Annotated in this window: 19 protein-coding genes; 7 read left to right on the top strand and 12 right to left on the bottom strand. The window is 55.7% G+C overall.

The features are described from left to right. Positions 1 to 138: 138 nt before the first annotated feature. The 3 genes from GQF00_RS00960 to GQF00_RS00950 all read right to left on the bottom strand — a co-directional run bounded on the left by GQF00_RS00960 (position 139) and on the right by GQF00_RS00950 (position 4,125). Positions 139 to 1,317, bottom strand: a complete 1,179-nt coding sequence (locus tag GQF00_RS00960) for an SO2930 family diheme c-type cytochrome (RefSeq protein WP_161317168.1) — start codon at positions 1,315 to 1,317, stop codon at positions 139 to 141. Between the two features lie 7 nt (positions 1,318 to 1,324). Continuing rightward, positions 1,325 to 2,533: an SO2930 family diheme c-type cytochrome gene (locus tag GQF00_RS00955; protein ID WP_161317166.1), complete on the bottom strand. Its 1,209-nt coding sequence runs from the start codon at positions 2,531 to 2,533 to the stop codon at positions 1,325 to 1,327. A 62-nt stretch (positions 2,534 to 2,595) separates the two neighbouring features. Then, positions 2,596 to 4,125: a parallel beta-helix domain-containing protein gene (locus GQF00_RS00950; RefSeq protein WP_161317164.1), complete on the bottom strand. Its 1,530-nt coding sequence runs from the start codon at positions 4,123 to 4,125 to the stop codon at positions 2,596 to 2,598. Between the two features lie 246 nt (positions 4,126 to 4,371). Here GQF00_RS00950 and GQF00_RS00945 point away from each other — a divergent pair, with 246 nt between their 5' ends. Continuing rightward, the gene (locus GQF00_RS00945) at positions 4,372 to 5,427 is read left to right on the top strand and encodes an AraC family transcriptional regulator (protein WP_161317162.1); all 1,056 of its coding nucleotides are present in this window, start codon (positions 4,372 to 4,374) and stop codon (positions 5,425 to 5,427) included. Positions 5,428 to 5,433: 6 nt separating this feature from the next. Here the strand turns inward: GQF00_RS00945 and GQF00_RS00940 are convergent, their stop codons facing one another. After that, positions 5,434 to 5,748, bottom strand: a complete 315-nt coding sequence (locus GQF00_RS00940) for a DUF2288 domain-containing protein (protein ID WP_161317160.1) — start codon at positions 5,746 to 5,748, stop codon at positions 5,434 to 5,436. 319 nt (positions 5,749 to 6,067) lie between these two features. After that, positions 6,068 to 7,477, bottom strand: coding sequence for an alkaline phosphatase D family protein (locus GQF00_RS00935; protein ID WP_161317158.1), 1,410 nt, complete (start codon positions 7,475 to 7,477; stop codon positions 6,068 to 6,070). A 110-nt stretch (positions 7,478 to 7,587) separates the two neighbouring features. On the opposite strand from GQF00_RS00935, the gene GQF00_RS00930 reads away from it, so the two are divergent. Further along, a complete protein-coding gene (locus GQF00_RS00930; protein ID WP_370519434.1) occupies positions 7,588 to 10,386 on the top strand; it encodes a 7TM diverse intracellular signaling domain-containing protein in 2,799 nt (932 codons plus the stop codon). Here GQF00_RS00930 and GQF00_RS00925 read toward each other — a convergent pair. After that, complete coding sequence (locus GQF00_RS00925; RefSeq protein WP_161317156.1) at positions 10,353 to 12,440, bottom strand: ATP-binding protein; 2,088 nt, start codon at positions 12,438 to 12,440, stop codon at positions 10,353 to 10,355. The two genes, GQF00_RS00930 and GQF00_RS00925, sit on opposite strands and share 34 nt — an antisense overlap. Positions 12,441 to 12,659: 219 nt before the next feature. Here GQF00_RS00925 and metG point away from each other — a divergent pair, with 219 nt between their 5' ends. Further along, on the top strand, positions 12,660 to 14,693 hold the full coding sequence (gene metG, locus GQF00_RS00920) for a methionine--tRNA ligase (protein ID WP_161317154.1): 2,034 nt from the start codon (positions 12,660 to 12,662) through the stop codon (positions 14,691 to 14,693). An 8-nt stretch (positions 14,694 to 14,701) separates the two neighbouring features. Here metG and GQF00_RS00915 read toward each other — a convergent pair whose 3' ends face one another. From GQF00_RS00915 to GQF00_RS00905, 3 genes are all read right to left on the bottom strand, one after another. Beyond that, positions 14,702 to 15,412: a polysaccharide lyase family 7 protein gene (locus tag GQF00_RS00915; RefSeq protein ID WP_161317152.1), complete on the bottom strand. Its 711-nt coding sequence runs from the start codon at positions 15,410 to 15,412 to the stop codon at positions 14,702 to 14,704. A 426-nt stretch (positions 15,413 to 15,838) separates the two neighbouring features. After that, positions 15,839 to 16,717 (bottom strand): polysaccharide lyase family 7 protein, encoded by an 879-nt coding sequence (locus GQF00_RS00910; protein ID WP_161317150.1) that lies wholly within the window; start codon positions 16,715 to 16,717, stop codon positions 15,839 to 15,841. Positions 16,718 to 17,091: 374 nt separating this feature from the next. Continuing rightward, positions 17,092 to 17,787 (bottom strand): Crp/Fnr family transcriptional regulator, encoded by a 696-nt coding sequence (locus tag GQF00_RS00905; protein WP_161317148.1) that lies wholly within the window; start codon positions 17,785 to 17,787, stop codon positions 17,092 to 17,094. Positions 17,788 to 17,983: 196 nt separating this feature from the next. On the opposite strand from GQF00_RS00905, the gene GQF00_RS00900 reads away from it, so the two are divergent. The 3 genes from GQF00_RS00900 to GQF00_RS00890 all read left to right on the top strand — a co-directional run bounded on the left by GQF00_RS00900 (position 17,984) and on the right by GQF00_RS00890 (position 21,102). After that, positions 17,984 to 18,769 (top strand): class II aldolase/adducin family protein, encoded by a 786-nt coding sequence (locus tag GQF00_RS00900; protein WP_161317146.1) that lies wholly within the window; start codon positions 17,984 to 17,986, stop codon positions 18,767 to 18,769. A gap of 40 nt (positions 18,770 to 18,809) precedes the next feature. Beyond that, positions 18,810 to 19,406, top strand: coding sequence for an HD domain-containing protein (locus tag GQF00_RS00895; RefSeq protein WP_161317144.1), 597 nt, complete (start codon positions 18,810 to 18,812; stop codon positions 19,404 to 19,406). Positions 19,407 to 19,743: 337 nt separating this feature from the next. Further along, the gene (locus tag GQF00_RS00890) at positions 19,744 to 21,102 is read left to right on the top strand and encodes an oxygenase MpaB family protein (protein WP_161317142.1); all 1,359 of its coding nucleotides are present in this window, start codon (positions 19,744 to 19,746) and stop codon (positions 21,100 to 21,102) included. A gap of 144 nt (positions 21,103 to 21,246) precedes the next feature. Here the strand turns inward: GQF00_RS00890 and GQF00_RS00885 are convergent, their stop codons facing one another. Genes GQF00_RS00885 through GQF00_RS00875 form a run of 3 tightly spaced genes read right to left on the bottom strand, consistent with a single transcriptional unit; the run spans position 21,247 to position 22,654 of the window. After that, positions 21,247 to 21,468 carry a hypothetical protein gene (locus tag GQF00_RS00885; protein ID WP_161317140.1) on the bottom strand — a complete coding sequence of 74 codons (222 nt, stop codon included), beginning with the start codon at positions 21,466 to 21,468 and terminating at the stop codon, positions 21,247 to 21,249. A gap of 29 nt (positions 21,469 to 21,497) precedes the next feature. Next, a complete protein-coding gene (locus GQF00_RS00880) occupies positions 21,498 to 22,226 on the bottom strand; it encodes an enhanced serine sensitivity protein SseB C-terminal domain-containing protein (RefSeq protein WP_161317138.1) in 729 nt (242 codons plus the stop codon). After that, positions 22,223 to 22,654: a hypothetical protein gene (locus GQF00_RS00875; RefSeq protein ID WP_161317136.1), complete on the bottom strand. Its 432-nt coding sequence runs from the start codon at positions 22,652 to 22,654 to the stop codon at positions 22,223 to 22,225. Before GQF00_RS00875 ends, GQF00_RS00880 begins: the two co-directional genes overlap by 4 nt. Positions 22,655 to 22,894: 240 nt before the next feature. Here GQF00_RS00875 and GQF00_RS00870 point away from each other — a divergent pair, with 240 nt between their 5' ends. Beyond that, positions 22,895 to 23,653: a glucose 1-dehydrogenase gene (locus GQF00_RS00870; protein ID WP_161317134.1), complete on the top strand. Its 759-nt coding sequence runs from the start codon at positions 22,895 to 22,897 to the stop codon at positions 23,651 to 23,653. Positions 23,654 to 23,674 lie beyond the last annotated feature (21 nt).

Below are 23,674 nucleotides of genomic sequence, written 5' to 3'. Positions count from 1 at the left end.
ACCTGCCGCACGACCTGCGACAGGTCTTGAAGGAGTCTTAAAAGAACCCCTTGAAGTCACTCTATACCGGAGCCATGCGCCAATACCACCCTATCCTTTCCCGGGGTGTCATCCGCGCACGCTGTAGTCGATATTCCGTTAGTTCAAGGTAGGGCAAGGATCGGCAGTCATGGCATTAATCCATTCGCGGATCATGGCAACCGCATCATGATCAGCAAGACTGCGCCCCAATGGCGGCATCATGTCCTTGGCATTGTGGGTGCTACGCTCGGACCCCATCCGGTAAGGCATCACTGAATGCTCTGCATCCCCCGGGATGATGTCATACGTGAGGCTGTATTCACCGCCGTAGTAGCCCTGGGCCGGATTACAGATGCCATATTCATAGCGGGTTTCGTCGCGCCAGAATTCCAGGCGCAATCCGGATAAAGCACCGCTGCCCACGTCGCTGTGGCAGTGACTGCAGTTGCTGTCCAGATAGGATTTGCTGCGCAACGTCAGGGATTCTGATTCATCCTTCCAGTTCACCGCCCGTGGCCACAGGCTGGCGTCCGGCACGCCGGAAAGCAGCCCCTGCTGTTGCCAGTACACCAGCTGGTTTTCGCTCCCTGCTGGATAGTCCAAGGTGTGGTTCAGCTGCCTTACCGTGGTGCCCAACGGCGTCATCACCTCATTCTCGGTACGGCCCTGATGACACTTTCTGCAGGTCAGCACATCCGGCACCTGATAGGTAAACTCCTGCTGCACCCCCTCCACCATTACATAGGTCGGAACAGCCTTGCCGATTCTGGCCAGTTCGGCATCCTGACCATCATCCCGCCATGCAAACGGCAAACCGACCCAGCCGTCTTCACGGTGTATCAGCAGGCGGGTTTCCATCAGCCGATCATCCGCTCCGCTTTGAGTAACAGGAAGCGCAAAGGTCTTGACCAGCACAGTGCCAACGGGAAATTGCAGGCCATAGTTGTCACGATAAGTGGCGCTGGCGCCTTCCGGTAGAAATACGAAACGGTACTTGTTGGCATGATCAGTAAAAAGACCACTGGCCGGGGCAAACGGTAACCCCGACCCAGTGGCAGTCACACGAGGATTTCGCTGATCAGCAAACAGGTTGTAGTGAGACAGCAACGGGCAATTGACACCCAACAGCGCCGGCCAGTTAGGCCCGGACTCCTCGCTCAGACAACGAGGGTCCACCTCTACCGGTGGCGGCTCAGTAACAGGCACGTCATTGGCGCTGCCAGAGGTGCCGCTGCTGCCGCCACCACCGCAAGCAGCCAGTAACAGCAGCCCCGCCACGCCAACCAGCAGACGCATGCTCACCTCAAGATGCCGGCGAGCAAGCTTCAGCAGGCAGGCTGTTGATCCAGGCCTCAATCAGGGCAACCCCTTCCTGATGGATCAAGCCTCGCCCCAGACGCGGCATGCTGTCCTGATTGTTGGTGGTGTTCATTCGGAAATGCAGGATGGAATTGGCAGCATCACCGGGCACCACGTCATAGCTCATCTCACCCTGGTCATAGGCAATGGGTGATTTGCAGACACCGTGTTTTTCTTTTTCGGTGCTGTAAGCGCGCCAGAATTCCAGCTGCAGGCCCGTATAGGCCGCAGTACCCCCGACACCATGGCAGTGGGAACAGTTGGCATCCAGGTAGCCCTTGGCCGCATCCATCAGCTGCTGATCGGAATAGCCATCCAGCAGACTGGCATCGGCATCCTTGTAAACCGGCACCTGATCCACATTTTCCAGCAGCGGCAAACCCGTCAGAAGGCCTTCAGACTGCCAGTGGGTCAGCTGATTGACCGGGCCCTCGCCATAATCGAAATCGCCATTGAGATGGCGCGCCTTGGGACCGATGGGAATGAACACATTGGTATCCCCATTATCGTAGCTGTGGCACTGCTTGCACTGTGCCTTGTCCGGTACCACATAGGTGAAGTTCTGCTGGGCGCCATTGTGTACCACCGACATGGGCAACTGGGCACCCTGCGGGGTATAAGTGGCTTCTGTGCCGTCTGCGTTCCACTTGTAGGGAAGCGCGGTCCAACCGTCTGCACGATGGATCAACAAGCGGGTTTCCAGCAAACGCTCGCCGCTCTCATCCGGTGAATAGCCCCGGTGTGAGGTTTCTGCAGGCATGGCAAATGTCTTGCTGATGACCGTGCCTACCGGGAAATCGAAAACATCATTCTGCTGATACGCGGCCGCTTCACCGTCCGGGATAAACACAAAACGGTATTTGCTGGTGTAATCAGTAAAAAGCGGAGAATTCAAATCGTAGGGCATGCCGCCATGGGCATCGCGGGTAGGATCACAACTGCTGGCGAACAGGTTGTAGTCCGACAGCTTGGTCAGGTTCTCACTGGCCAGTGCCGTCCAGTTCACATCACTGGATTCACTGATCTGGCAGTTCTTGGCCACCGGCTTGTCAGCCTCAGGGGCTTTTCCACCTGAGGAACTGCCACCCCCACCACCACAAGCGGCCAGTGCTACCGCACCAGCCATCAGGGAAAGTCGAATCAGGGTTTTCATGTCATCACTCCAGAACCACTGGCCCCATAACGGGGACAGCGGTTCCTTTTCAGGTAGGAAAGTTACAGGCTCGCAGCGCAGTGCTCGCTGGTGGTGTCATCCACACCGCAACCATAGGTCACGCCGTCAAACACCAGGGATGCTGCGGGCAGCGGCTCATGAGAGCAGTCAAGCAGATCCGTACCGAAGGCCGGGCTCAGGGTCGGGCCCGCTTCAGTGGCAGAGGTTGCCGGGTCATACGGGTAGCCGATGGTGGCGCCGCTGTTGTTCTGGAAGCACACCTTGTCGCCCGCTTCATAGGCACCAATACCCAGCCCCATCAGAGCCCCCGTGTTAGCCAGTTGCTCGGCAGCACCGTCATAGATGATGTGCGACCACTGCAGCCCTTCGGTGAAGCTGAACAGCAGGATCAGGTCCTGAATCAGGGCACCATTGGGGTTGGCACCGGTGTCGGCAATGCTGTTGTCGTGCACATGAATGTTGCGCACCAGCGGCAGCCAACCGTCAGCGATGATGCCCTGGTAGTCGGCACCGAAGGCATCCTCATCCGCCATCAGGTAGCTGGTGACCGCCACGGCCAGGGTGTCGTGTTTCTCGATAGTGTTATCGAAAATTTCCACGTTATCGGTAGAGAGCACGATCACACCGGTACCCGGCGGAACAATGTGCACGCCACCCGGATTGCTGCTGCTGTTGGCAAAGTTCTTGGTGTTGTTTTCATACACCTCGTTGCCAAAGACCCGCACACCGGAACCGTATGCGCCGTTACCGATAGGCAGATCGAATACCAGCAGACCACCCGTGTTGTAACGGGCGATGTTGTTGTACATGTCGGCATTCCTGGAGTTCTCGATTTCAATGCCGGCCACGTTGTACTCGGCCACGTTGTTACGCACCACAATGTTCTCGGACTGCCCTACATACACACCGGCATCCGCTGATCCACGTACATAGCTGTTTTCCACCAGTACGTTCTTGCTTTCAACCGGGTACAGGCCATAGGCGCCATTGCCCTTGTCAGGCTCACCCTGCCACACGGTGGCGGTGTAATGGATTTTCACCCCATCAGCATGCTGCAGCTTGATGGCGTTGTTGGCCGCCTCGGTGACAGCCAGGCCGAAGATTTCCACATTGTTGATGTTGGTAATGAACAGGCCGTCGTCCCCCACTGACTGGGAGAAATCCAGAATGGTCTTGTCCATGCCCTGGCCACAGATGGTTACGCCGTCCACACGGGCACCGCCCAGCTCACCATCCAGCGTCAGGGTATCCTGCAGATTGAACTTGCCCTCGGGGAACACGATCACGTCTCCATCCTGGGCGTCCAGGAAGGCAATCTTGGCGCTATCGGTAATGTTGTTGGCATCCAGTTCAATGGCATCTTCCCCACCACAGGCCATTTCCTTGGTCGCCACATCTGCAGGCATGTCAGCAGGATAGCTATAGGCGGAAGCAGGCTTGTCATCCGCTTTTGCCCCACCGGAACTGCTGCTGCCACCGCCGCCGCAGCCGGTCATGACCAGCGCAATCGCCATGGGAGCTGCCAGACCCGGCAACGCACCCACTAATCCTTTATTCCTATTGTTCTGCATCTCGTATAGTCTCCCGGCATCACCTGTATTTGTGACGCACGTCTCACTAGATTGAAAAAACAGCCGCCTTGAACCCCATTTTTTGGCTTATTCTTGGGTTTCTGCAGTACGGCAGTACAAGCGACAGACTTTACGGAAGCACTAACGGACAACAATGGTAAGGAGCGCCAGAACGAATGGATGCGTGTCGTCTAGCACCAAATCATTAGAACAATGACGCCACATCATGCGTCCCCGGAGACCGACATGTTCACCAAACACATCGCCATGTTTCGCAATGACCTGCGCTACTGGCAAAAGCAGGGGCTGAATCTGGACGAACTGGCCCGTCAGGCCCAGCTACCCACGTCACAGCTCTCGCAGGAACAGACCCGCCTCGAAGTCAGATCCATTTGCAGACTCTTTGAAGCCGCTCAGACCTCCCTCAACGATCCAGGCATGGGGTTTCGTATCGGCCAGCAGGTGCTTTTACCCGACTTGTCGCCCCTGGGCGATGTGCTGCACTACTACCGGGATGGCTGGCAGGCACTAAAGGCGCTGGAAACCTATTGGCCCTTGCTCACCGAGGCACAGACCATCAGCCTGCATCGTGCTGGCCAGGATGAAATAGCCATACGTTGCAATGCGGTTGACGGTATCCAGGTTCACCGCATGCAGACCCATGCCATTCTCAGCGGATTTGTCCGCCTGGCAGATGTGATGTTCGGAGTGCAGGACGGAGAGACCACCCGACTGGAACTGAGTGAGGACACGCCCCTCACCGACCTGTTTTCCGCGCTGGTTAAGGTGCCAGTGAGGGGCGATTGCCAGCAGGATCAAGTGGTGATTCCCTCGCATTGTCTGGATACCCTCAATCCCAACCACGATGATGACCGCTATCAGCAGGGATTAAGCCAGTGCGACAAGGCGCTGGCCGCGTTACGTGACGAGCATTTCGTGGCAGGAATTCGCAACACGCTACGCCAGCAGTTACCCAACGGCGAAATCGACCAAAAAACACTGGCCAGTGCACTGAACATCAGCGTACGCAATCTGCAGCGCAGGCTCAGCAGTCACAACACCTGCTTTCGGGATTTGCTGGACCAGGTACGCGCAGAACAGGCCGAATTACTGGTCAGAATCGGCGAAGAGAGTCTTAACAATATCGCCCGCCAGATGGGCTATGAGGATCCCACCTCCTTTCACAAGGCGTTCAAGCGCTGGCAGGGGATGCCACCCGGCGAGTACCGGGCGCGATTTCAGCAGGAAAAACCCGGATTGACGGCAAAGCACATGGCAGAGCTGAATCGCGAGGTGTCCTGAACAGGCTTACTGCATCTGTTCCGGCTGAACCAACACCCACGGCATCACCACTACGGTCCAAAGTGTCTGGTCGGCGTCATACCACTGGCCGGCTTGCTCATCGGACACCTTGTCGACCTGCCCTTTTTCGCGCCACAAGGTGAGCTGGCCTGCATTGTCCTCTGAAAAAGCCAACGCCACGTCCACCAGGTCCAGTCCCGGGGCCACATAGACTGTCTGTCCCCGGGCAAAAAAGGGCTGAAGCTCGGCCCAGCTTGCCTTGGCGGTTTCCTGGTTCAGTTTGGCTTTGAGGACGTCACGATCTACGCGTTGTTCAGACATGGTGTGCTCCGGTTCGAATCCGGCGCATTATCGCGACTTGGGCGCCATGAGGCAAAGGAAGAGAGGAGATGAAGGGCGCTTGTTGCCTGAAGCATGAGACATGTTGAGGCTGTAAAGCGGCAAAAAAAGAAACGCCCGCCAGTTTGGGGTCTGGCGGGCGAGGCTGTACCGGGCCGAAATCGAACATCCGTGTTCTATCGCGTCCTTGCGTGGTCCACTATAGGTAAATCACCGTGCGACCATAAGAGGCCATTTGCCTCTGTTAATGTAAGCCATTCGCCATAATTGCACGAAGTTCCTGCCTACCCCCAAAGTAGAATTACCAGTAAATCTGCTGGCTGGAAGCCTCCACCGCACGCCTGCGCCGGTCGAACAGCTCAAAGCGCGCACCCTGTTCATCGAATGACACCATGGAGAACGCGTTATCGCTGAATACCTCACCCGGCACGTTCACCTGACCCAGCGGCTTTCCCCAACCGCCATAAAGCAGCCCCGGCACCCGAATCATGGGCCGGTACCAGCGGAATGCCATCAGCGCTGTGGGCCAGAACAAGCCTGAACAGGTCCAGCTATGCACCTGCTTGCCTCCCTTGAGTGTCAGGTTGGCATACAGCGAGGCATGCACGTCGCCACTGAGCACCACCAGCTTCTCGGCGGGGCTGTCCGCCATGGCTTGCAACAGACGCTGACGCTGATGGCGAAAGCCTTCCCAGGCATCCTTGCCACGGAACGGACGGCGCTGCTCGGGAAACATCACCACGGAACTGACGAGCACCTTGATTCGCCCGGGCTCAGTTTCCAGCCAGCGGCGGAATGCGCTCTCCTGGGCCTCGCTGATCATCTGCCGTTGCCAGGGCCAGCGACTGAGAACCCGCTCTGTCCGCACATCCATGACAAAGAAATCCGCAGGGCCACGGGAAAAACAGTACCAGAACTTGTCCGGATCCCGGTCCAGCCAGGTGCCGGCACCGTTGAGCGGCGCCGCTGGCGAGTGGGAAGCTTGGTAAATCTGGTAAGCCTTGATTGCCGCCGGATACTTGCTGGTCCAACGGGAAGCATCCGCTCTTGCCGGCCAGTTATTCTCGATTTCGTGGTCATCAAGGATCATGTAGCTGCCGCTTTCACGCAGCAGGCGAGCCAGATGGGGCTGAGAAAAACTTTCCCGGTAAAGACTGAGAAAATCATCACGATTCTCCGCGGCGCCCAGGCTATGCATGGAATCTGCATACACTTGATCACCCCCGAACAGGACAAAATCCGGCTTTTCCTGTTCGGCCAGCGAACTCATCTCCGCAAAGATCTTGTCCGCCCGGTCATCCTGAATTTTTCCATCCAGCCCCACAAAGCGATAACAGCAGGAGCCAAATAACAACCGGGTGCGTCTGGCCTGCGGATCATTGGTCGAAAAGAAGCCAGTTTCGATATGCTGCCAGTCCAGAGCAAACTCCTCTTCGCTACTGATCCAGCCAGCCTGAAACTGATAGCGAGTCCCCGGCTGTAAACCATTGAGGACCACCACACCGCTGCCATCAAAATTACCATTTACCCTGAAACGGCGAGCTGGAGACCAGTCTTTATCCCGTTCCTCACGCCATCGCACCCTGCCCCACTGACACTTTTCGCCCGAGTTCAAGGTGTTCGCCGGCAAGGAACCAAACAGCCTCACGTGCGTTGCCCCGGCTTCTCCCACAATCGGGCCAACCGCGAAACGGTTCACCATCCGTGACATTCACTTCCCCCCTGATTGAGCACCTGCCCCCACACTGCTAGCATTCCTTCTTGGGGATAACTCTAAATCACACCCGAGAAGGCGCCCCTCCTTTATTCAGGAATCCAACTGTGTCCAAGGACGTACGATTCGGTTTTCTTCTGGTTGTTGCGTTTTTTCTGCAACTTGCTGTGTCTGTCGCACACGCCGACAGCACAAATATGCAGATTATTGGTGAACAGCAACAAATTCTCCATCCCCAAGAGGGCATCAAGTTTTTTTGCACGCCTGCAGATCAGGTCCCTGACATCAATAGTGTGCGTACTCGAGAATCAGGAAACTGGCAAAAAGTCGATAGTGGCACACCCAACCTTGGCTTTACCCGCGATCACTGCTGGTTTCACCTGACGGTACGCAATCTCAACACCCTGCAGAGTGAATGGTTCCTGCGAATTGATTACGCAATGCTGGGCGAAGTGGATGTGTACCAGGTGGATGCCGGTGGCAATATCATCAGCTATTACCAGGCAGGTATGGACAGAGACTTCAGCGTGCGAACCGGTGAGTACCCGGTCCCTGCGTTTCCCATATCTCTGCCTGCCGGCATCGACAGCGACTTCTATTTCCGCGTGAGCTCAGCGCACAGTCTCCAGTTACCGCTTGCATTGATGACCCGTGAGAAATTCGAGTCCGGTTTTCTTACCCGCACGCTGATACAAGGCCTGTTCTTTGGCGGCATGCTGGTGATGATTCTCTACAACCTGTCGCTGTTTTTTTCCGTCCGGGAAAAGGTTTATCTGCTTTATGTGTGCTGGTCAGTGGCCATCACGCTTTACCTGGCTGTGTTCCAGGGCTATGCACAGCGTTATTTCTGGCCTCATTCCCCTCTGATCAGCAGTCACATCATTCATTTCCTGCTGCCTTTGCTGGTCCTGTTACCGTCGCTCTTTACGCTGCATTTTTTGTCGCTCAAGGAAAAAGCGCCCCGCCTTGCCCTATGGCTGCAAGGCCTGGTCATCACCGGTACGATTCTGTTTCTGGCCGCCCCCTTTTCCAGTCGTGAATTCCTGATTCCGATTAGCGTGATTGCCATTCTGGTCATGGATTTCAGTATCCTGCTAGTGGGCCTGATACGCGCTCGATCCGGGGATCCCGACGCCCGTATTTTCACCTTCGCCTGGGCCTGTTTCATTATTGGTGCGGCATCCATGGCGCTAAACAAGTACGGTATCGTGCCTCGCAATGTGCTGACTGAAAACTTGCTGCAGGTGGGTGTGTTCGTGGAGGTCGTGCTGCTCTCTCTCGCCCTGGCCCGTCGCATCAACCGCCTCAAGGAAGCACATTCTGATTCCATCCGGGACCGGGCTATCGCGGAAATGGAAGCCTTCAAGGCCGGTGCCCGCAACCATGCCAAGAGCGAATTCCTGGCCACCATGAGTCATGAGATCCGCACACCAATGAACGGCATCATGGGGATGAGTGACCTGCTCCGCCGCACCGCACTGACTCAGCAGCAAGCGCAATATGTAAGCACCATTTACCAGTCCACCCAGTCGCTGCTGACGGTGATCAACGACATCCTTGATTATTCCCGCATCGAGTCCGGCAAACTGGAACTGGATTTTCAGGACACAGCGCTGGAAAGCATCGTCGACGACTGTGTTCGCCTGTTTGCCCTTCGCTCCAGCGAGAAACAGGTGCCACTGTATATCCACATCGACAGCCGGGTCCCGGACACTATTCGCACCGACCCGATTCGTCTGAAGCAGATCCTCACCAACCTGCTCAGCAACGCCTTCAAGTTCACAGAGCGTGGCAGTGTTGCATTGCACGTCACCCTCAAGCAGCCAGTGAATTCTAACCATCAGTGCGTATTGATGATCGAAGTCGTGGACACCGGTAGTGGTCTGGATGAAGGGCAGCAAGCCACCCTGTTTGACGCGGTCAGCGAAGTGCGTCACAAGGGCGACCAGAAAGGGGCCGGCCTGGGGCTGGTGATCTGCAAACGCCTCAGCGTGCTGTTGGGCGGCGACATCGGTGTCAGCAGCTCGCTCGGCCGGGGCGCTACCTTCTGGTTATCGCTGCCTGTCAAAGTCGCACAAAGCAGTCCACGGCCGGTACTGAAGAACCGCTCTGCTGTGGTCATTTCCAGCACTCCGGCCCAGCTGCTCAGTCTGTCCCAGCTTCTCAGCCGCTGGGGAGCCAAGACCCGGGAATTCCGTGATGCCGAATCAGCTCTTGATCCTGGCCTTCAGGATCAGCCCGTTGATTTTGTCATTGCCGAACACAATGTCATGGCTTCCGAATCACTGGTGGAGCGCCTTCGGGATCGTTTCCAAAATCCTACTCTGGTGCTGCTACACCCAACCGGCACTCCGCTCAGCAATCAGCTGCCGGAAGATCTGCTATTGATTGAAACGCCGCTTTCCTGTCAGGCCCTGAAACGCAGCCTGGTGACAGGTAAAGATGAATCCGCTTTAGACAGCGGCATGGTTGAGCAAACTGTGATTCTGGATCAGGCCAATCGCCTGAATGTCATCGTTGCGGAAGACAATGCAGTCAATCAGCTTGTCATCGAAAGCATTCTCAAGTCACTGGGGCTTCACCCCACTCTGGTTGCAAATGGTGAGGAGGCTCTGGCGCTGGTCGCCGAGCAACCCAACTATTGGGATATCTGCTTTATGGACTGCGAAATGCCGGTGATGGACGGCTACCAGGCCACCACCGCCATTCGTGAAATGGAAGGTAACCAGTCGAGCCAGCCCCATTGCTGGATCATTGGCCTGTCAGCCCATGCGACCGGGGATTATGTACAAAAAGCCCGCGATGCGGGGATGGATGATTATCTGAGCAAGCCGGTCTCCCGACAGCAGGTGAGCGAGGCCATCAAACGCGCTCAGCTCTCCAAATCCAGTGATGTTTCCGCCTGACTCAACAATCGGGAACAAACCTGGATCAGCTCCTTGATGCGAACCGGCTTACCGAGGAATTCATCACACCCTGCGTCCAGACAGCGCTGGCGATCCAGGGCCAGCACATTTGCAGTGAGGGCCAGAACCGGCCCTGCATACCCCCTGTCACGCAGCTCGGCCACAGCCTGATAGCCGTCCATTTCAGGCATCTGCATGTCCAGTACAATCAAGTCGAAATCCGGGTTGTCAGCAAACTCGCGGCAGGCTTCCTTGCCGTTCTCCGCTTCCACCACAGTGAGCCCGGCATTTCCCAACACTTTGTGAACGAACAAGCGGTTAACCTGGTTGTCTTCGGCCAGCAACACCCGCCCGCTAAGCGGTCCTTCGACATTAAGACCCGGGTTTGCTCTGACTTCACGACCCGATGGCATGGCACTGGCCACCGTCAGAGGCAGTACCAACTCGAAACGGCTGCCTTTGCCTTCCTGGCTGAAAACCGTGATATCCCCGCCCTGGGCACGCGCCAACTCCCGGGCGATACTCAAGCCAAGCCCGGTACCCGTATAGCGTCGCGAATGTGACGCATCGGCTTGCGAGAACGGTTGGAAAATAGATCTCAACTCGGATTCGCTGATACCAATACCGGTATCTTCTACTCGCACCTTCAAACTCTGGCCAGCCGTATCCCAGCTCGCCAACACCCGCACATGGCCATGCTCGGTGAATTTCACCGCATTACCCGCCAGATTCATGAGGATCTGCCGCAACCTGAAGACATCGCCGGATACCGTTGCCGGTAACCGGCCCGACGAAGTCAACTCCAGAGCCAGGCCTTTCTCTCTGGCACGCAGATGCAGGCTGTCCACCACCTCATCGAGCAGATCCTGGGGAGAGAACAGTCGCTGCTCACTGGTCACCTGCCCGGCTTCAATACGAGACAAGTCCAGCACGTCGTTGATCAATGCCAGCAGGGCATCACCGTTATGCTGGATAATATTCAGATAACGCTTCTGCTCTTCCGCGCTCAGCACGCCACCACGCAGCAGTTCGGTATAGCCAAGGATCGCCGTCATCGGTGTACGGATCTCGTGGCTCATATTGGCCAGAAACTGGCTTTTGGTCTTGCTTGCACTCTCTGCCTGGGTTCGAGCCTCTGCCAGCTGGTTTTGCGCATTTTCGATGCTATCCACCATGCTGTTGAAATCCATTGCCAGCTCACCGATTTCATCATCGCTGAGCACGGGTAATCGCTGGTCGAGAGTGCCACCACGGGCGATGGAACGCACCGCGTTATGGACCAGCTTGAGTCGGCCAAACAGCATGGTTTGAATACGCAGGTTTACCAAAATCACGGCCAGCGCCACCAGCACGACCATGATAATAATCATGGCCACCACGGAACTGACCATGGCACCCATTCCATCTCTGGGCAGCTCCACCACCACCTCAAGCGGCTGTCCGCCCAGGTAATCGGGTAACGGAAAGCGACCATGCAGCGCGTCACTGGTTTCCCGTGAAAGCCCCCGGACCGGCTCTTTACCTGCCGGCACATCCCGGACATAGAGAGCATGGCCCACCCGATCGGACAGATAGTTCATCCACGTGCTATCCAGCCAGACCCCCAACAGATAGGCCTCACACTGGTTTTCAACTGCGGTGATAAACAGCAGAGCCCGCTCATCCGTCCGTACAACGCCCCATATGGGCGAGCAACTTTCAGCGAAATTACCTGCCAGACGTTGCGCCACACCGCCGGCAATCAGGCTCTCGGCGCCCTGCTGCCAGACGATGCGGTCGTTCTCCAGGGCCATCAGCATATCCAGATGCCCAACACCGTCCAGCTTCAGCGGCGGCTTGTCTGGCTGCTGAGTCCAGTCTGCCGCCCGCACCCGCAGCACCGATAACTGATCCAGAAAAGCCGCTTCCACCTTCTGCAGTTCTCGGCCAGCGGATTGCTCATTAAGCCGATCCAGAAATGAATGATTGACCTGATAAAGGGCAACAGAGATCAGCGCTACGCAGCTGGCCGCCGTAAAAATCAGCAACCAGCGAATTCGTGATCGAAGTGTCATTCCCCTTGTTCCCCTACATCAATAAGCGGATTGTTTGATTATTGTCCCGTCAGTGGAGCGCCAGACCGCCAGCGAGAGTCATACCAGCCAAAGAGTCAAATGTAGCCCTGCGGTCTACCAATGGCAGCCATTGGCGGATGACTGTCCGGACAGGATGAAAAAAAACCGCTGTCCCCGTATCATAGGCGCCCCTTTGGCCGGATAAACGACCCTGTTCTCATGAGTGACACGCCACGCAAGATTCTGGTGACCAGCGCCCTGCCCTACGCCAATGGCCCGATCCATCTTGGCCACCTGCTCGAATACATCCAGACGGATATCTGGGTTCGCTTCCAGAAGCTCCGCGGCCAGCAGTGTACCTACGTGTGCGCCGACGATGCCCATGGCACCGCCATCATGCTCAAGGCCGAAGAGAATGGCGTCACCCCCGAAGAACAGATTGCCCAGGTCAAAGCCGACCATGAGCGGGATTTCGCCGATTTCCAGATTCACTTCGACAATTACTACAGCACCCATAGCCCGGAAAACCGTGCCCTCTCCGAAATGGTGTTCCAGCGTAACAAGGATGCAGGCTACATTGTCGAGAAGCAGATCACCCAGCTGTATGATCCCCAAAAAGGCATGTTCCTGGCAGACCGCTTCGTCAAGGGGACCTGTCCCAAGTGCAAAGCCGAGGACCAGTACGGTGACAACTGTGAAGTTTGCGGTGCCACCTACTCACCAGCAGATCTGATCGATCCCTATTCTGCCGTCAGCGGCGCAACGCCGGTAGAAAAAGAAACGACACAGCTATTTTTTGATCTGCCAAAATTTGAATCCCTGCTGCGCGAGTGGACCCGATCAGGCGCCCTGCAGGAACAAGTGGCCAACAAGCTGCAGGAGTGGATTGAAGACCTGCAGCCCTGGGACATTTCCCGCGAAGCCCCCTACTTTGGCTTCGAAATCCCCGGCTACCCGGGCAAGTACTTCTATGTCTGGCTGGATGCGCCCATCGGCTATATGGCCAGTTTCCAGAACTACTGTGATCGCGAAGGCTTGAGCTTCGACGACTACTGGGGCAAGGACTCCAACGCCGAGCTGTACCACTTCATCGGCAAGGACATCATCAACTTTCACGGCCTGTTCTGGCCTGCCATGCTTGATGGTGCCGGCCTGCGCAAACCCACCGCCATCTACAGCCACGGCTTTGTGACCGTCAATGGCGCCAAGATGTCCAAGTCCCGCGGCACCTTCATCAAGGCCCGCACTTACCTGGATCACATGAGCCCTGAGTACCTGCGCTACTACTTTGCGGCCAAGCTCTCCAGTCGGGTTGATGACTTCGACCTCAACCTGGAAGATTTTGCCCAGCGGGTAAACTCCGACCTGGTCGGCAAGCTGGTCAACATTGCCAGCCGCACCGGCAACTTCGTGAAGAAGTTCGGTGGCACCCTCAGCAACGATCTCGACAACCTGATGCTGGTACGCGAAGTCCAGGAAGCCGCCCCGCGCATTGCAGAGTTCTACGAACAGCGTGAATTCGGCAAGGCCATGCGTGAAATCATGGCCCTGGCCGACCACGCCAATGGCTACATTGCCGAAAAGGCCCCCTGGTCACTGGCCAAGGAAGACGGCAAGGAACAGGAAGTGCTGGCCATCTGTAGCACAGCTATTAACGTCTTTCGCCTGCTGGTGATCTACCTCAAGCCAGTCCTGCCGGCACTGGCCGAGCGTGCCGAGGCCTTCCTTCAGGTGGAGCCCCTGATCTGGGCAGATGCTGACAGCCTGCTTCTGGATCACGAGATCGCCAAGTTCAAGCCACTGCTGGGTCGCATTGACATGAAACAGATCGAGGCCATGCTGGAAGATTCCAAATCCGGCGACGTAGCGGCCAAGACTGACAAACCTGCGAAGAAAACTGCCGAACCTGCGGCCAGTGATGACGAAACCATCACCATTGATGATTTCCTAAAGGTAAAACTTCGTGTGGCCCGTGTTGCCAAGGCGGCACATGTGGAAGGTGCCGACAAACTGCTGCAGCTCACTCTGGATGTGGGCGAGCTGGGTGAGCGCAATGTATTTGCCGGGATCAAGGCAAAGTACAATCCGGAAGATCTGGAAGGCAAACTGGTGGTTCTGGTGGCCAATCTGGCGCCGCGCAAGATGAAGTTTGGCGTATCCGAAGGCATGGTACTGGCCGCCGGCCCCGGCGGCGATGACATCCATATCCTCAGCCCCGACACAGGTGCCAAGCCTGGCATGGAAGTCCGTTAGTCATAGGGCTACAGTGCGGGAGGCAAGTACGTTAGCTCCCGCACTCCAACCCTCGCCTGACCATAATCCGCACTATTGCCTGATGTATATAACCCAAGCTTGAAATAGCAATCATAACCGCTCCAGGCCGACACATTTTCTACGGCCAGAAGCTGATCGTTGATGACCACATAGACCTGATAATTACTCACCACCAGTCGCACGCTGAAGTCCCCGGAAGGGCGTTCCCTCAATGGCAGAACAGTGTACCCCTGGCCAACATGGTAGAAGACAGCCACCAGGTAATCCCTATAGCGCCCCCCCGCAATCCATTCGTCGCGCACCCATACCAACCTGAGCGGCGGCTTGACCGAGTAATCTTCCTTGCGGTGCAATTGCATCCAAGTGAATTCATCAAGACTGGAGGACTCCAGCCGCATGGTTGCTCTAAGCTCTTGGGTACCTGCAACCGACCACTCTTCTGACTGACGGAGTTCAGCACGTTTCTTTTCTTTGCCCTGACGAGTCAGATCAAATACCTGATACCCATAATAGGAATAATAATAAGGCGCTTCCTGATACGCGAGCAAAGCATCGCTGTCCCAAACTTCCCAAATCCTCTCATTGCCCACTTCATACTGCAGCTCACTTTGGCTCAAGGCTTCTTCCATTGCTGCCGCCGATGAACAGATCACCATCAAAAAGAAAAACCAGAGCGTAACAACAGCACCCGATTGCATGACACGGCTCCTTTCGGTAATGGGCAGGAACAGTGTTAAACAGCACAGAACAGGCCGCCAGTCGGCTTTTGCTCCTTTATAATTGACGTTTTTTTTATTCTCCCCATTAAGGGACAAAAAAAAACTGCATTCCAGAATTTCAAACTTTCAATAAAAATAGGTACTTATCCCACGAAATAACATCAGCCATTTCAATTTCGTGACAGTAGAAAATTACAAAATGACCACAAAACAATCAGACCGGAAGAGTATGAAGCCACTGCTTTGGAGCAACCTGCCGGACGAATGTAGCGGTCATTGGGCGTTCAGCGGCTCCCTGACCATCCATTCGGATAATGCTGATCCAGAAGCTCTCCTGACTTTGACGCTCGACATCAGCAGCCTGACCCAATGAATGTCAAAAGCCTCCTCAGGCCCGAGTTCTCATCAGTACTTTCCACTAATACTCGGGCTGTGCTGAAAGTCCAATGCCGAGACAGCAACCTGCGTATTCCCATACGCGGACTCACTGCCTGAGAGGTAAAGGCCGACTTTGAAATAGCAGTTATAGTTTGCCCAACCTGCAACGTTCTCCACATGCATCAGGCTATCATTAACACTGATAAACACCTGGTGGTTATTAGCGCGGACCTGCGCCTTGAAGTCACCGTCAGGACGAGGCATTAGAGGTACTTTGTGGTACCCGCTGCCCTCATGGTAAAAAACCGCTACCAGATAATCCTTGTAAGTTTTCCCGTCGATGCGCTGTGCTTTCGCCCAAGTCAATCTCAACGGAGGTTTGACTGAATATTTTTCCTTCCGGTGCAATTGCATCCAGGTGTATTCATTCAACTCGGAAGACTCCAGACGAAGGGTCGCTGTCATGGTGTTTTCATCACCGATGGACCACTCCGGATACTGACGGAGTTCCGAACGTTTTTTGGCCTTGCCTTCACGTATGAGATCAAAGACCAGATACGCGTTTTTGAAGTAGAAATAATCCGTTTCAGGGTATTCCAGCAACTCCTCGGAATAGAGTGTTTTCTGCTTCGTGCCGTCCGTGACTTCGTATTGGAGCACGCTTGAGGAGAAGGCTTGATCGAATGATGACTTTCCCTGATACACAGGGGCACCACTGCTGTCACTCTCACCCCCGCCAGCACCTGCTGAGCTGTCGCTATCCTTCGGATAAGATGCTTCTGGAGTCCCTGACGAAGACCCTGCGTCGGGATTGGAAACTGCTTCACCGCCACCGCTGCTACCGGCACCACACGCCGCAAGATTAAATGAAAACAAGAAAACCAGAGTTTTATATAAAGAGCACATTTTTTATTCCTGTTTCGTCTCTCCTTATTTCATTAAGGTAGCACTTCCTGGTGACCACCCTTATTTGAGTAAGGCTTTTTTACTAGCCCTATTGAACAGCTTGAATGCTAGAGAGGTCAGGATCCCCATTCCATGGTGTTTTTATTAAAATGTGACGCGGATTTCCTAATGAATTGATCTTATTATCTGTCAAATATTTTAAGTAATGATTTAGAAATATGGCGAACAACAAACCCCCATTACGGGGCATTAAAAATAACCAAAAGTATTAACTGATGGAGTACAAAACCCTTTTTATGGCGTTTTTTTATTAGCCAAAAGAATTAGATCAAACACCCCCAGAATTATTCCCCACACTCCCCTTTCCCGAGTTATCACTCCTGACAGTGTTCCAGCCAGACGCGTAACGCCTCCTCATCATTGATAGTCACACAGCCATATCCCAGCTGGATAAGCCCGGCCTGCTGAAAACGCTTCAACGTTCGATGAACTCCCTGACGAGTCATTCCCATCATGTTGGCCAAATGCTCCCGGGTGAGATACACCGTCACGGGCGCTCCCGATTCAGCAGTGCCTCGCTGCATGTCGCAAAGGAACAAAAGGCGCCGCCCCACCCTGACGGTTGTCCCACGCAGGGCATCTTCCTCAATCAGGTGCATTGCGGACCAAAGACGACGGCTGATGCACTCCAGCACTACCGGATAACACTGCGGATAACGCTCCATCAGTGTGCGAAAATATGGGCCGGGCAGCTCGACCAGACGCGCGTGGGTATGCGCAGTCGCACCGTAGACTCGCCGCCCGCCCGGCGTGAATACGGCATCCCCCACCCAGGTCCCCTGATCAAAGATGATCAGCAGGGCTTCACGCCCTTGGGCATTAATGGAGTTGATCCTGACCATCCCTTCGGCAATTACACACAAGTACGACTGCAGCTCATCCTTTTGATAGATCACTTCATTGGCAGAAAAGTCGCGAATTCGGGTGTGCTCCACTGCCTCAAGCAGCGCAGCATCCGGGAAACCGGCAAGAAGGGGGCAATTCCGAAGAATGTTGAAGGTATCAGTCATTCAGCAATTGTAAACCTGTTGACAGTCTTTTCCGCAAATGCGGCCCTAAACTGCTAGGGGCAATCGCGGTACAGACATATTCAGAATCACGCCCTCTACACGCGTACCAAGCTGTGAGCCAGACAGAAAGACCGGGGCTTGGAGGGGATGATTAAGAGGCGCCCACACACAAAAGAAATTCAGGGAGAGCACTATAATGAAGAGCCAAGCAACGCTTGATCCTGCGGTGATCCATTCCAGAAAAGACCGTGTCAGTGTCGAAGAGTGGCAACTGCGAGTGGACCTGGCAGCCGCCTACCGGCTTGTTGCCCTGTTCGGCTGGGATGATCTGATTTTCACCCACCTGTCTGCCCGCCTTCCGGGTGACGACCATCATTTTCTGATTAACCCCTACGGGATGATGTTCGACGAGATCACTGCATCCAGCCTGGTCCGTGTGGACCAGGAAGGTAACAAGCTCGACCCCGGGGATTTCGATATCAACCCGGCGGGTTTCACCATCCACAGCGCCATCCATGCGGTGCGCGACGATGCAACCTGCGTGATGCACACCCACACCACCGCCGGTGTCGCGGTTTCTGCCCAGAAGGAAGGCCTGTTGCCCCTCTCGCAGCAAAGCCTGTTCCCTCTCTCCAGCCTCTCCTATCATGACTACGAAGGCGTAGCCCTGCGCGAAGATGAAAAAGCCCGCCTGCAGGCAGACCTTGGCAACACCAACTTCATGATCCTGCGTAACCACGGCCTGCTCACCGTGGGCAGCACCGTGGCAGATACCTTCCTGAACATGTTCATCCTGCAGCGGGCCTGCGAGATCCAGCTCCAGGCCCTGTCTGGCAATCGTCCATTGACCCCGATCCCCGACGGCATCGTCCAGACCATCAAGCAGCAAGCCGATCAGGTGACCAAAGGCATGGGGGGACAGCTGGCCTGGCCGGGGCTGCTGCGCAAGCTGGATAGGGAGAACCCTGGCTACGCAGACTGACCCGTACAACAACAAACTCAAACCGACCGGGAGAGCCAATATGAATGACATGCGTCAACCCCGTGCCAAATTCAGGCATATGAAAGACGGCAGCGCCGAAGACTGGAAAATCATCGCGGGTAATTTCGGCGAGTTCAGCCATGGCCTGGCGGACCGCATCATGGATCACCTGCGTCTGCTGCAAGGCGACTTCGGTGGCTTCCAGATTGATCGGTTCCAGCATTGCCTGCAGACCGCTACCCTCGCCCACCGGGACGGCAAGGACGATGAGTATGTGGTCTGCGCGTTGCTCCACGACATCGGCGATACCCTGGGCACCTATAACCATGCCGATGTGGCGGCAGTACTGCTGGAACCGTTCGTCAGTGACGCCAACCACTGGATGGTCAAGCACCACGGCATCTTCCAGGGCTATTACTTCTTCCACTACCTGGGCATGGACCGCAACCTGCGCGACAGCTACAAGGATCACCCCCACTTCAAACAAACTGTGGAATTCGTCAGCAAATACGACGCCCCGGCCTTTGATCCTGAAGGCGAGATCCTGCCGCTGGACTACTTCGAGCCCATGCTGCGCAAGGTCTTTGCCGAGCCCCGCAAGTCGCTCTACAAGGCAGCCATGGAGGCACAGGGATAGAAGCGATTTTCTGACCCTGCAGGAGCTTGCCTGCCAGCGATACGAACATCGGCGAGGAATGAGTTTCGAGTTGCGAGAAGCGAGTTTCGAAAGGCAAAACCAGGGGAACCTTTTTGGTTCTTCCTATCCGATCGAGCGTAGCTCGTAGCTCGTAGCTCGTAGCTCGTAGCTCGTAGCTCGTAGCTCGTAGCTCAACACTTTCCAGCCGTATGTTTCTTTTTTGCCGTCATTACAGGCCAAAAACCCGTGAGTTCCAGCTCTACAATTTTCGGTCATTGTCAGCCCGGCCCAGTAAACGCTATGTATGCACCAAACCCGTGTTAATGCCGAGGCCATAATGTCCCAATCTCTGGAAGCACTCTGGGAAAAGGTGCGTGCACAGAAAACCCTGATCCCCTCTCTCTACGGCGACATCGATTTCGATGCCACCCCTGAGCGCTTCACTGATGACATCAACGTACGCAGTGCTCTACCGCAGAAATTCGCCAGCAAGTACCGCAGCGATATTCTGGCCGACCAAGAAAAGGTGGAACGGGCGCGGGCCTATACCCTGCTCGGAGACACCGTGTCAGATGCCTATGCCGCACTGATGCCCAAGTACGGCTTCCGCAACCTGATTACCATGCTGAAGAAAGCCTGCGATGAAGGGCTGGACGCCGTGGGAAACGCCCCCCCGGAACTGGTGAATTTCATCCAGGCCATGGAAGACACCCCGGAATGGGTGGACATGGAACTGGTGCGCGAAGGCGCCCGTCTGAGCCGTAACCAGATGGCGAATCTGGCGCCCTGGGTGATCCGTGGCGCCTTTGTGGCCACCTTCATGAACAAGTACTCGGGCCTGCCCATGGCGATCACCGGCACCCTGGCCAACGAGTCCGTGAACCAACGCATCAACGAAACGTCCAGTTTCTTTACCACCGCCACCTTGCCAGGTGCACTGGAGCGCTTTGGTCCCGGCTTCAAGGCCGCCGCCATGGTTCGCCTGATGCATTCCATGGTGCGTTTCAACATTCTCAAGCGCTCTACGCCTGACAAAGGTGGCCCCTGGGACCCGGCTGTCTATGGCATCCCCATTCCCCAGGTGGACCAGATGCCCGCCGGCACCATGCCCGCCTACCTGACCGCTTTCAAGGCCATGCGCAAGGGGCGTACGGAATTCACCCCTCAGGAACGCGCCATCGTGGAACTGTCCCGCTACGAGTGTTTCCTGCTGGGCCTGCCGGAAGAGCTACTGCCAGCCAGGGCGAAAGACATCATCGACACCATGCTCACCTACTCGGGTACCCTGCGAGAAGGCTATGACGACGAAACCTGTGGCGAACTGACCCGTACCACCATGTCCGTGTACCGTCCCAAGGACAAGAAGCTGCTTAGCAAAATCCACAATGCGGTGGAGCGCAGCTATTCGAAGGTTTTCTTTACTGAGGCTTTCCTTGGCCGCAAGGACAAGTCCAAAGCTAAGGAAATGGGTGTGGAGCCTCACCTGCTGGACTATGCCCTGTTCTCCGTGGGTAATCTGTTCGTGCTACCACGCCTGACCGCCTTCCGGGTCCTCCAGGATATCCCTGTCGCCAACAAGGTGGCGGACAAATTCCTGGTCAAGCGCATCAAGGATCTTCTGGTGGAATACGGCCACGCCGAATACACCACCGATGCCACGCAGTACACGCCCACCACGGAAGAAACGGCAGCGTAAGAGGCGTTGCGCGCAGGCCTGTCCGGGCAGGGAGAAAAACTAACCCTCTCCCTGCTCCCGGATTCCCCACCGCTCGCCGTTAGTCTTCCTCCGAGTCAGCCAAGCCTCATTTCTTACGGTATGGTAGCGTCACATCAAACCAGGCTAGAACACACTCAGGATGGCAATACCAAGTGCCATTCCGCCAACCCAGAAGCTGGTTTCGCGGAAATTGAGTAGCACGAAAATCACGCCGACCGGCCACAAGAACAACGATCCCAACCCCCAACCGGTGGACTTCTGGAAAGCGATCGTCAGTACAAATATATAGGAAAGCAGCAAGATGGCAGCGCCAATCCAGTCTGCGGCTGTTTCAAGACCACTCATTAATCACTCCCTGATTATTATTGTCTCATTCACGCCTGATAAAACGCGCCACTCTCGCGCAGATAACCTCCCACACCGCTCCCGTGCTCATCCACCACCACAAAATCCACAGGCTGGTTATCCGGTGCCGTATCCACAACCACCGATCCCGCTTCACGCATGGCCTGGTCCAGCGCTTTCCCCTCGAAACCCACTACCAACGTAGGTTTATCGCCACTTTCCGGGTCATGCATCAGACATAAATAGGCGGCCTGGACAGAAGGATGAGATGGCAATAATTGCCGCAGCGCTTCCACCATGGCTGTGGGATATTCCGCAGGCTGCCCCAGCAGCACCTGGGTTTCCTTTTCTACCACACGAGATTCCACCTGCTGGTTCATGCCAGTTTCCAGCAGAGCATCAATCTCATGGGGCACAAACTCTTTCCCGTAATCGGATTTGGGATTCAGGAATAGCGTGGTTCCACGGGTCATTTCAAACAAGCTGCGCGCGGGCAGAGAGAGATAACTGGTCTCCGCATCAATGGCCCGCTGCAACGCTTCGAGATGGGTAAAAAACGGAATCACCGGCGACCCGTCGGCTTTCTCCCAATTGGCCAGCGATACCTTTGCACCAGCTTGCAGAGAATGCTCTCCACCATCTGGTTGGTCTGTATGGCCAATAACAAAGACATCGGCTTCCATCAGGGCTTTATAAAATGCAGGGCGTTTCGCTGCTTCATGGGAGGCGTCGATCAGGGCGGCGTGGAGCGCGTTCATGCCTGATCCCCCTGATCCCGCTCAAGCCGATGCCATTTCAGCGTTGCCTGGGCTGCCTGATAAAAGAAAATAAGGAAAATGATCTGCAGGAAAACCCCGCCCAGATTACCACCTTCAAGATAGAACCCGATGCGACCCAGCAGGTAATACACCAGCAAGAGTATCGCGGCTACCCGGCTCTTTCTGTAGACGCCGAAAGACAGGGCCGCCACAAACAGGGCATCCACGGCAACAAAGCCGAAGAAGGAAGCCGGGATCTGATTGATGAAAAACTGCCATAGCCCAAACAGCAGAGAGCCGCCCGCTGTGATCAACCCGGCAATCCAGCCATTCTGGATCTTTCCCGCGATCTGTTCCGGTGTATCTACAAAGCTCTGCTCGTCAGCCACCTGAGCGGCTGTGCTTTGATAAGGATTCTCGGACGACATGCTTCCCCCTTTTCTGTCCCTGTAACCCAAAATTTCGCCGTCAGGACGGCCTGTTTTATTTTAATAAACGAATACCGTTCATTTTCCATCACTTCTCAGGGGTTGTCTGTAGGACATATCTCACATTGCTCCACCAGACGATCGCAATGTTCCGAAAATCGAAATTTTTGCCATATATCAATGTTTGTCTGGCAAGCAGGACTACCATTAGAGGTATGACTCAGACACAGGGAGGTCGTCATGTTCAGTGAATCTGCTGTTGCACTGGTCACCGGGTCCGCCACCGGAATTGGCTGCGCCATTGCCGAGGCGTTCGCCCGGGCCGGCTGCAACCTGGTGCTTACCGACAAGGACGCCCGTCGGGGAGAAAGCGGTGCCGAAGCTCTGCGTAAAGCCACAGGTCGCGACATACTGTTTGTCAGTGCTGACATCAGTGATCCCCAGGACGTCAGTGAACTGCATCGCCGGGGGTTTGCTCACTTCGGAAGACTGGACGCCGCTTGCAACAATGCCGGCATCGAAGGCAGTCAGGCCCCCACCGCGGATTGCCCCCTGGAAAACTTCGACCGCACATTGAACACTAATTTGCGCGGTCTCTTTCTATGCATGCAGACCCAACTGGGCATCATGACCAAACAGGGCCATGGCGCTATCGTTAACATGGCTTCAGTGGCAGGATTGGTGGGGTTTCCCGGTCTGCCCGCCTACTGCGCCTCCAAGGGCGGCGTGGTGCAACTGACCCGCACAGCGGCTATTGAATACGCCGAGCAAAACATCCGGGTTAACGCCGTTTGCCCCGGCGCCATCAAGACCGAAATGATCGACCGGATCACCGGACAGGAGCCGGATGTGGAAGCACAATTTGCCGGGCTGCACCCCATGAACCGCATGGGCAAGGCGGAGGAAGTGGCCAACGCGGTAGTCTGGCTGGCCTCGCCGCTGGCGAGCTTTGTCACCGGCCAGGCCCTGGCCGTGGATGGCGGCATGACCGCACGCTAACCGGACAGCACAGCCCGGCAA

It is taken from the genome of Alcanivorax sp. DP30 (assembly GCF_009882945.1).
GTDB lineage: Bacteria > Pseudomonadota > Gammaproteobacteria > Pseudomonadales > Alcanivoracaceae > Alcanivorax.
This window is presented reverse-complemented; position numbering and strand designations above follow the sequence as displayed.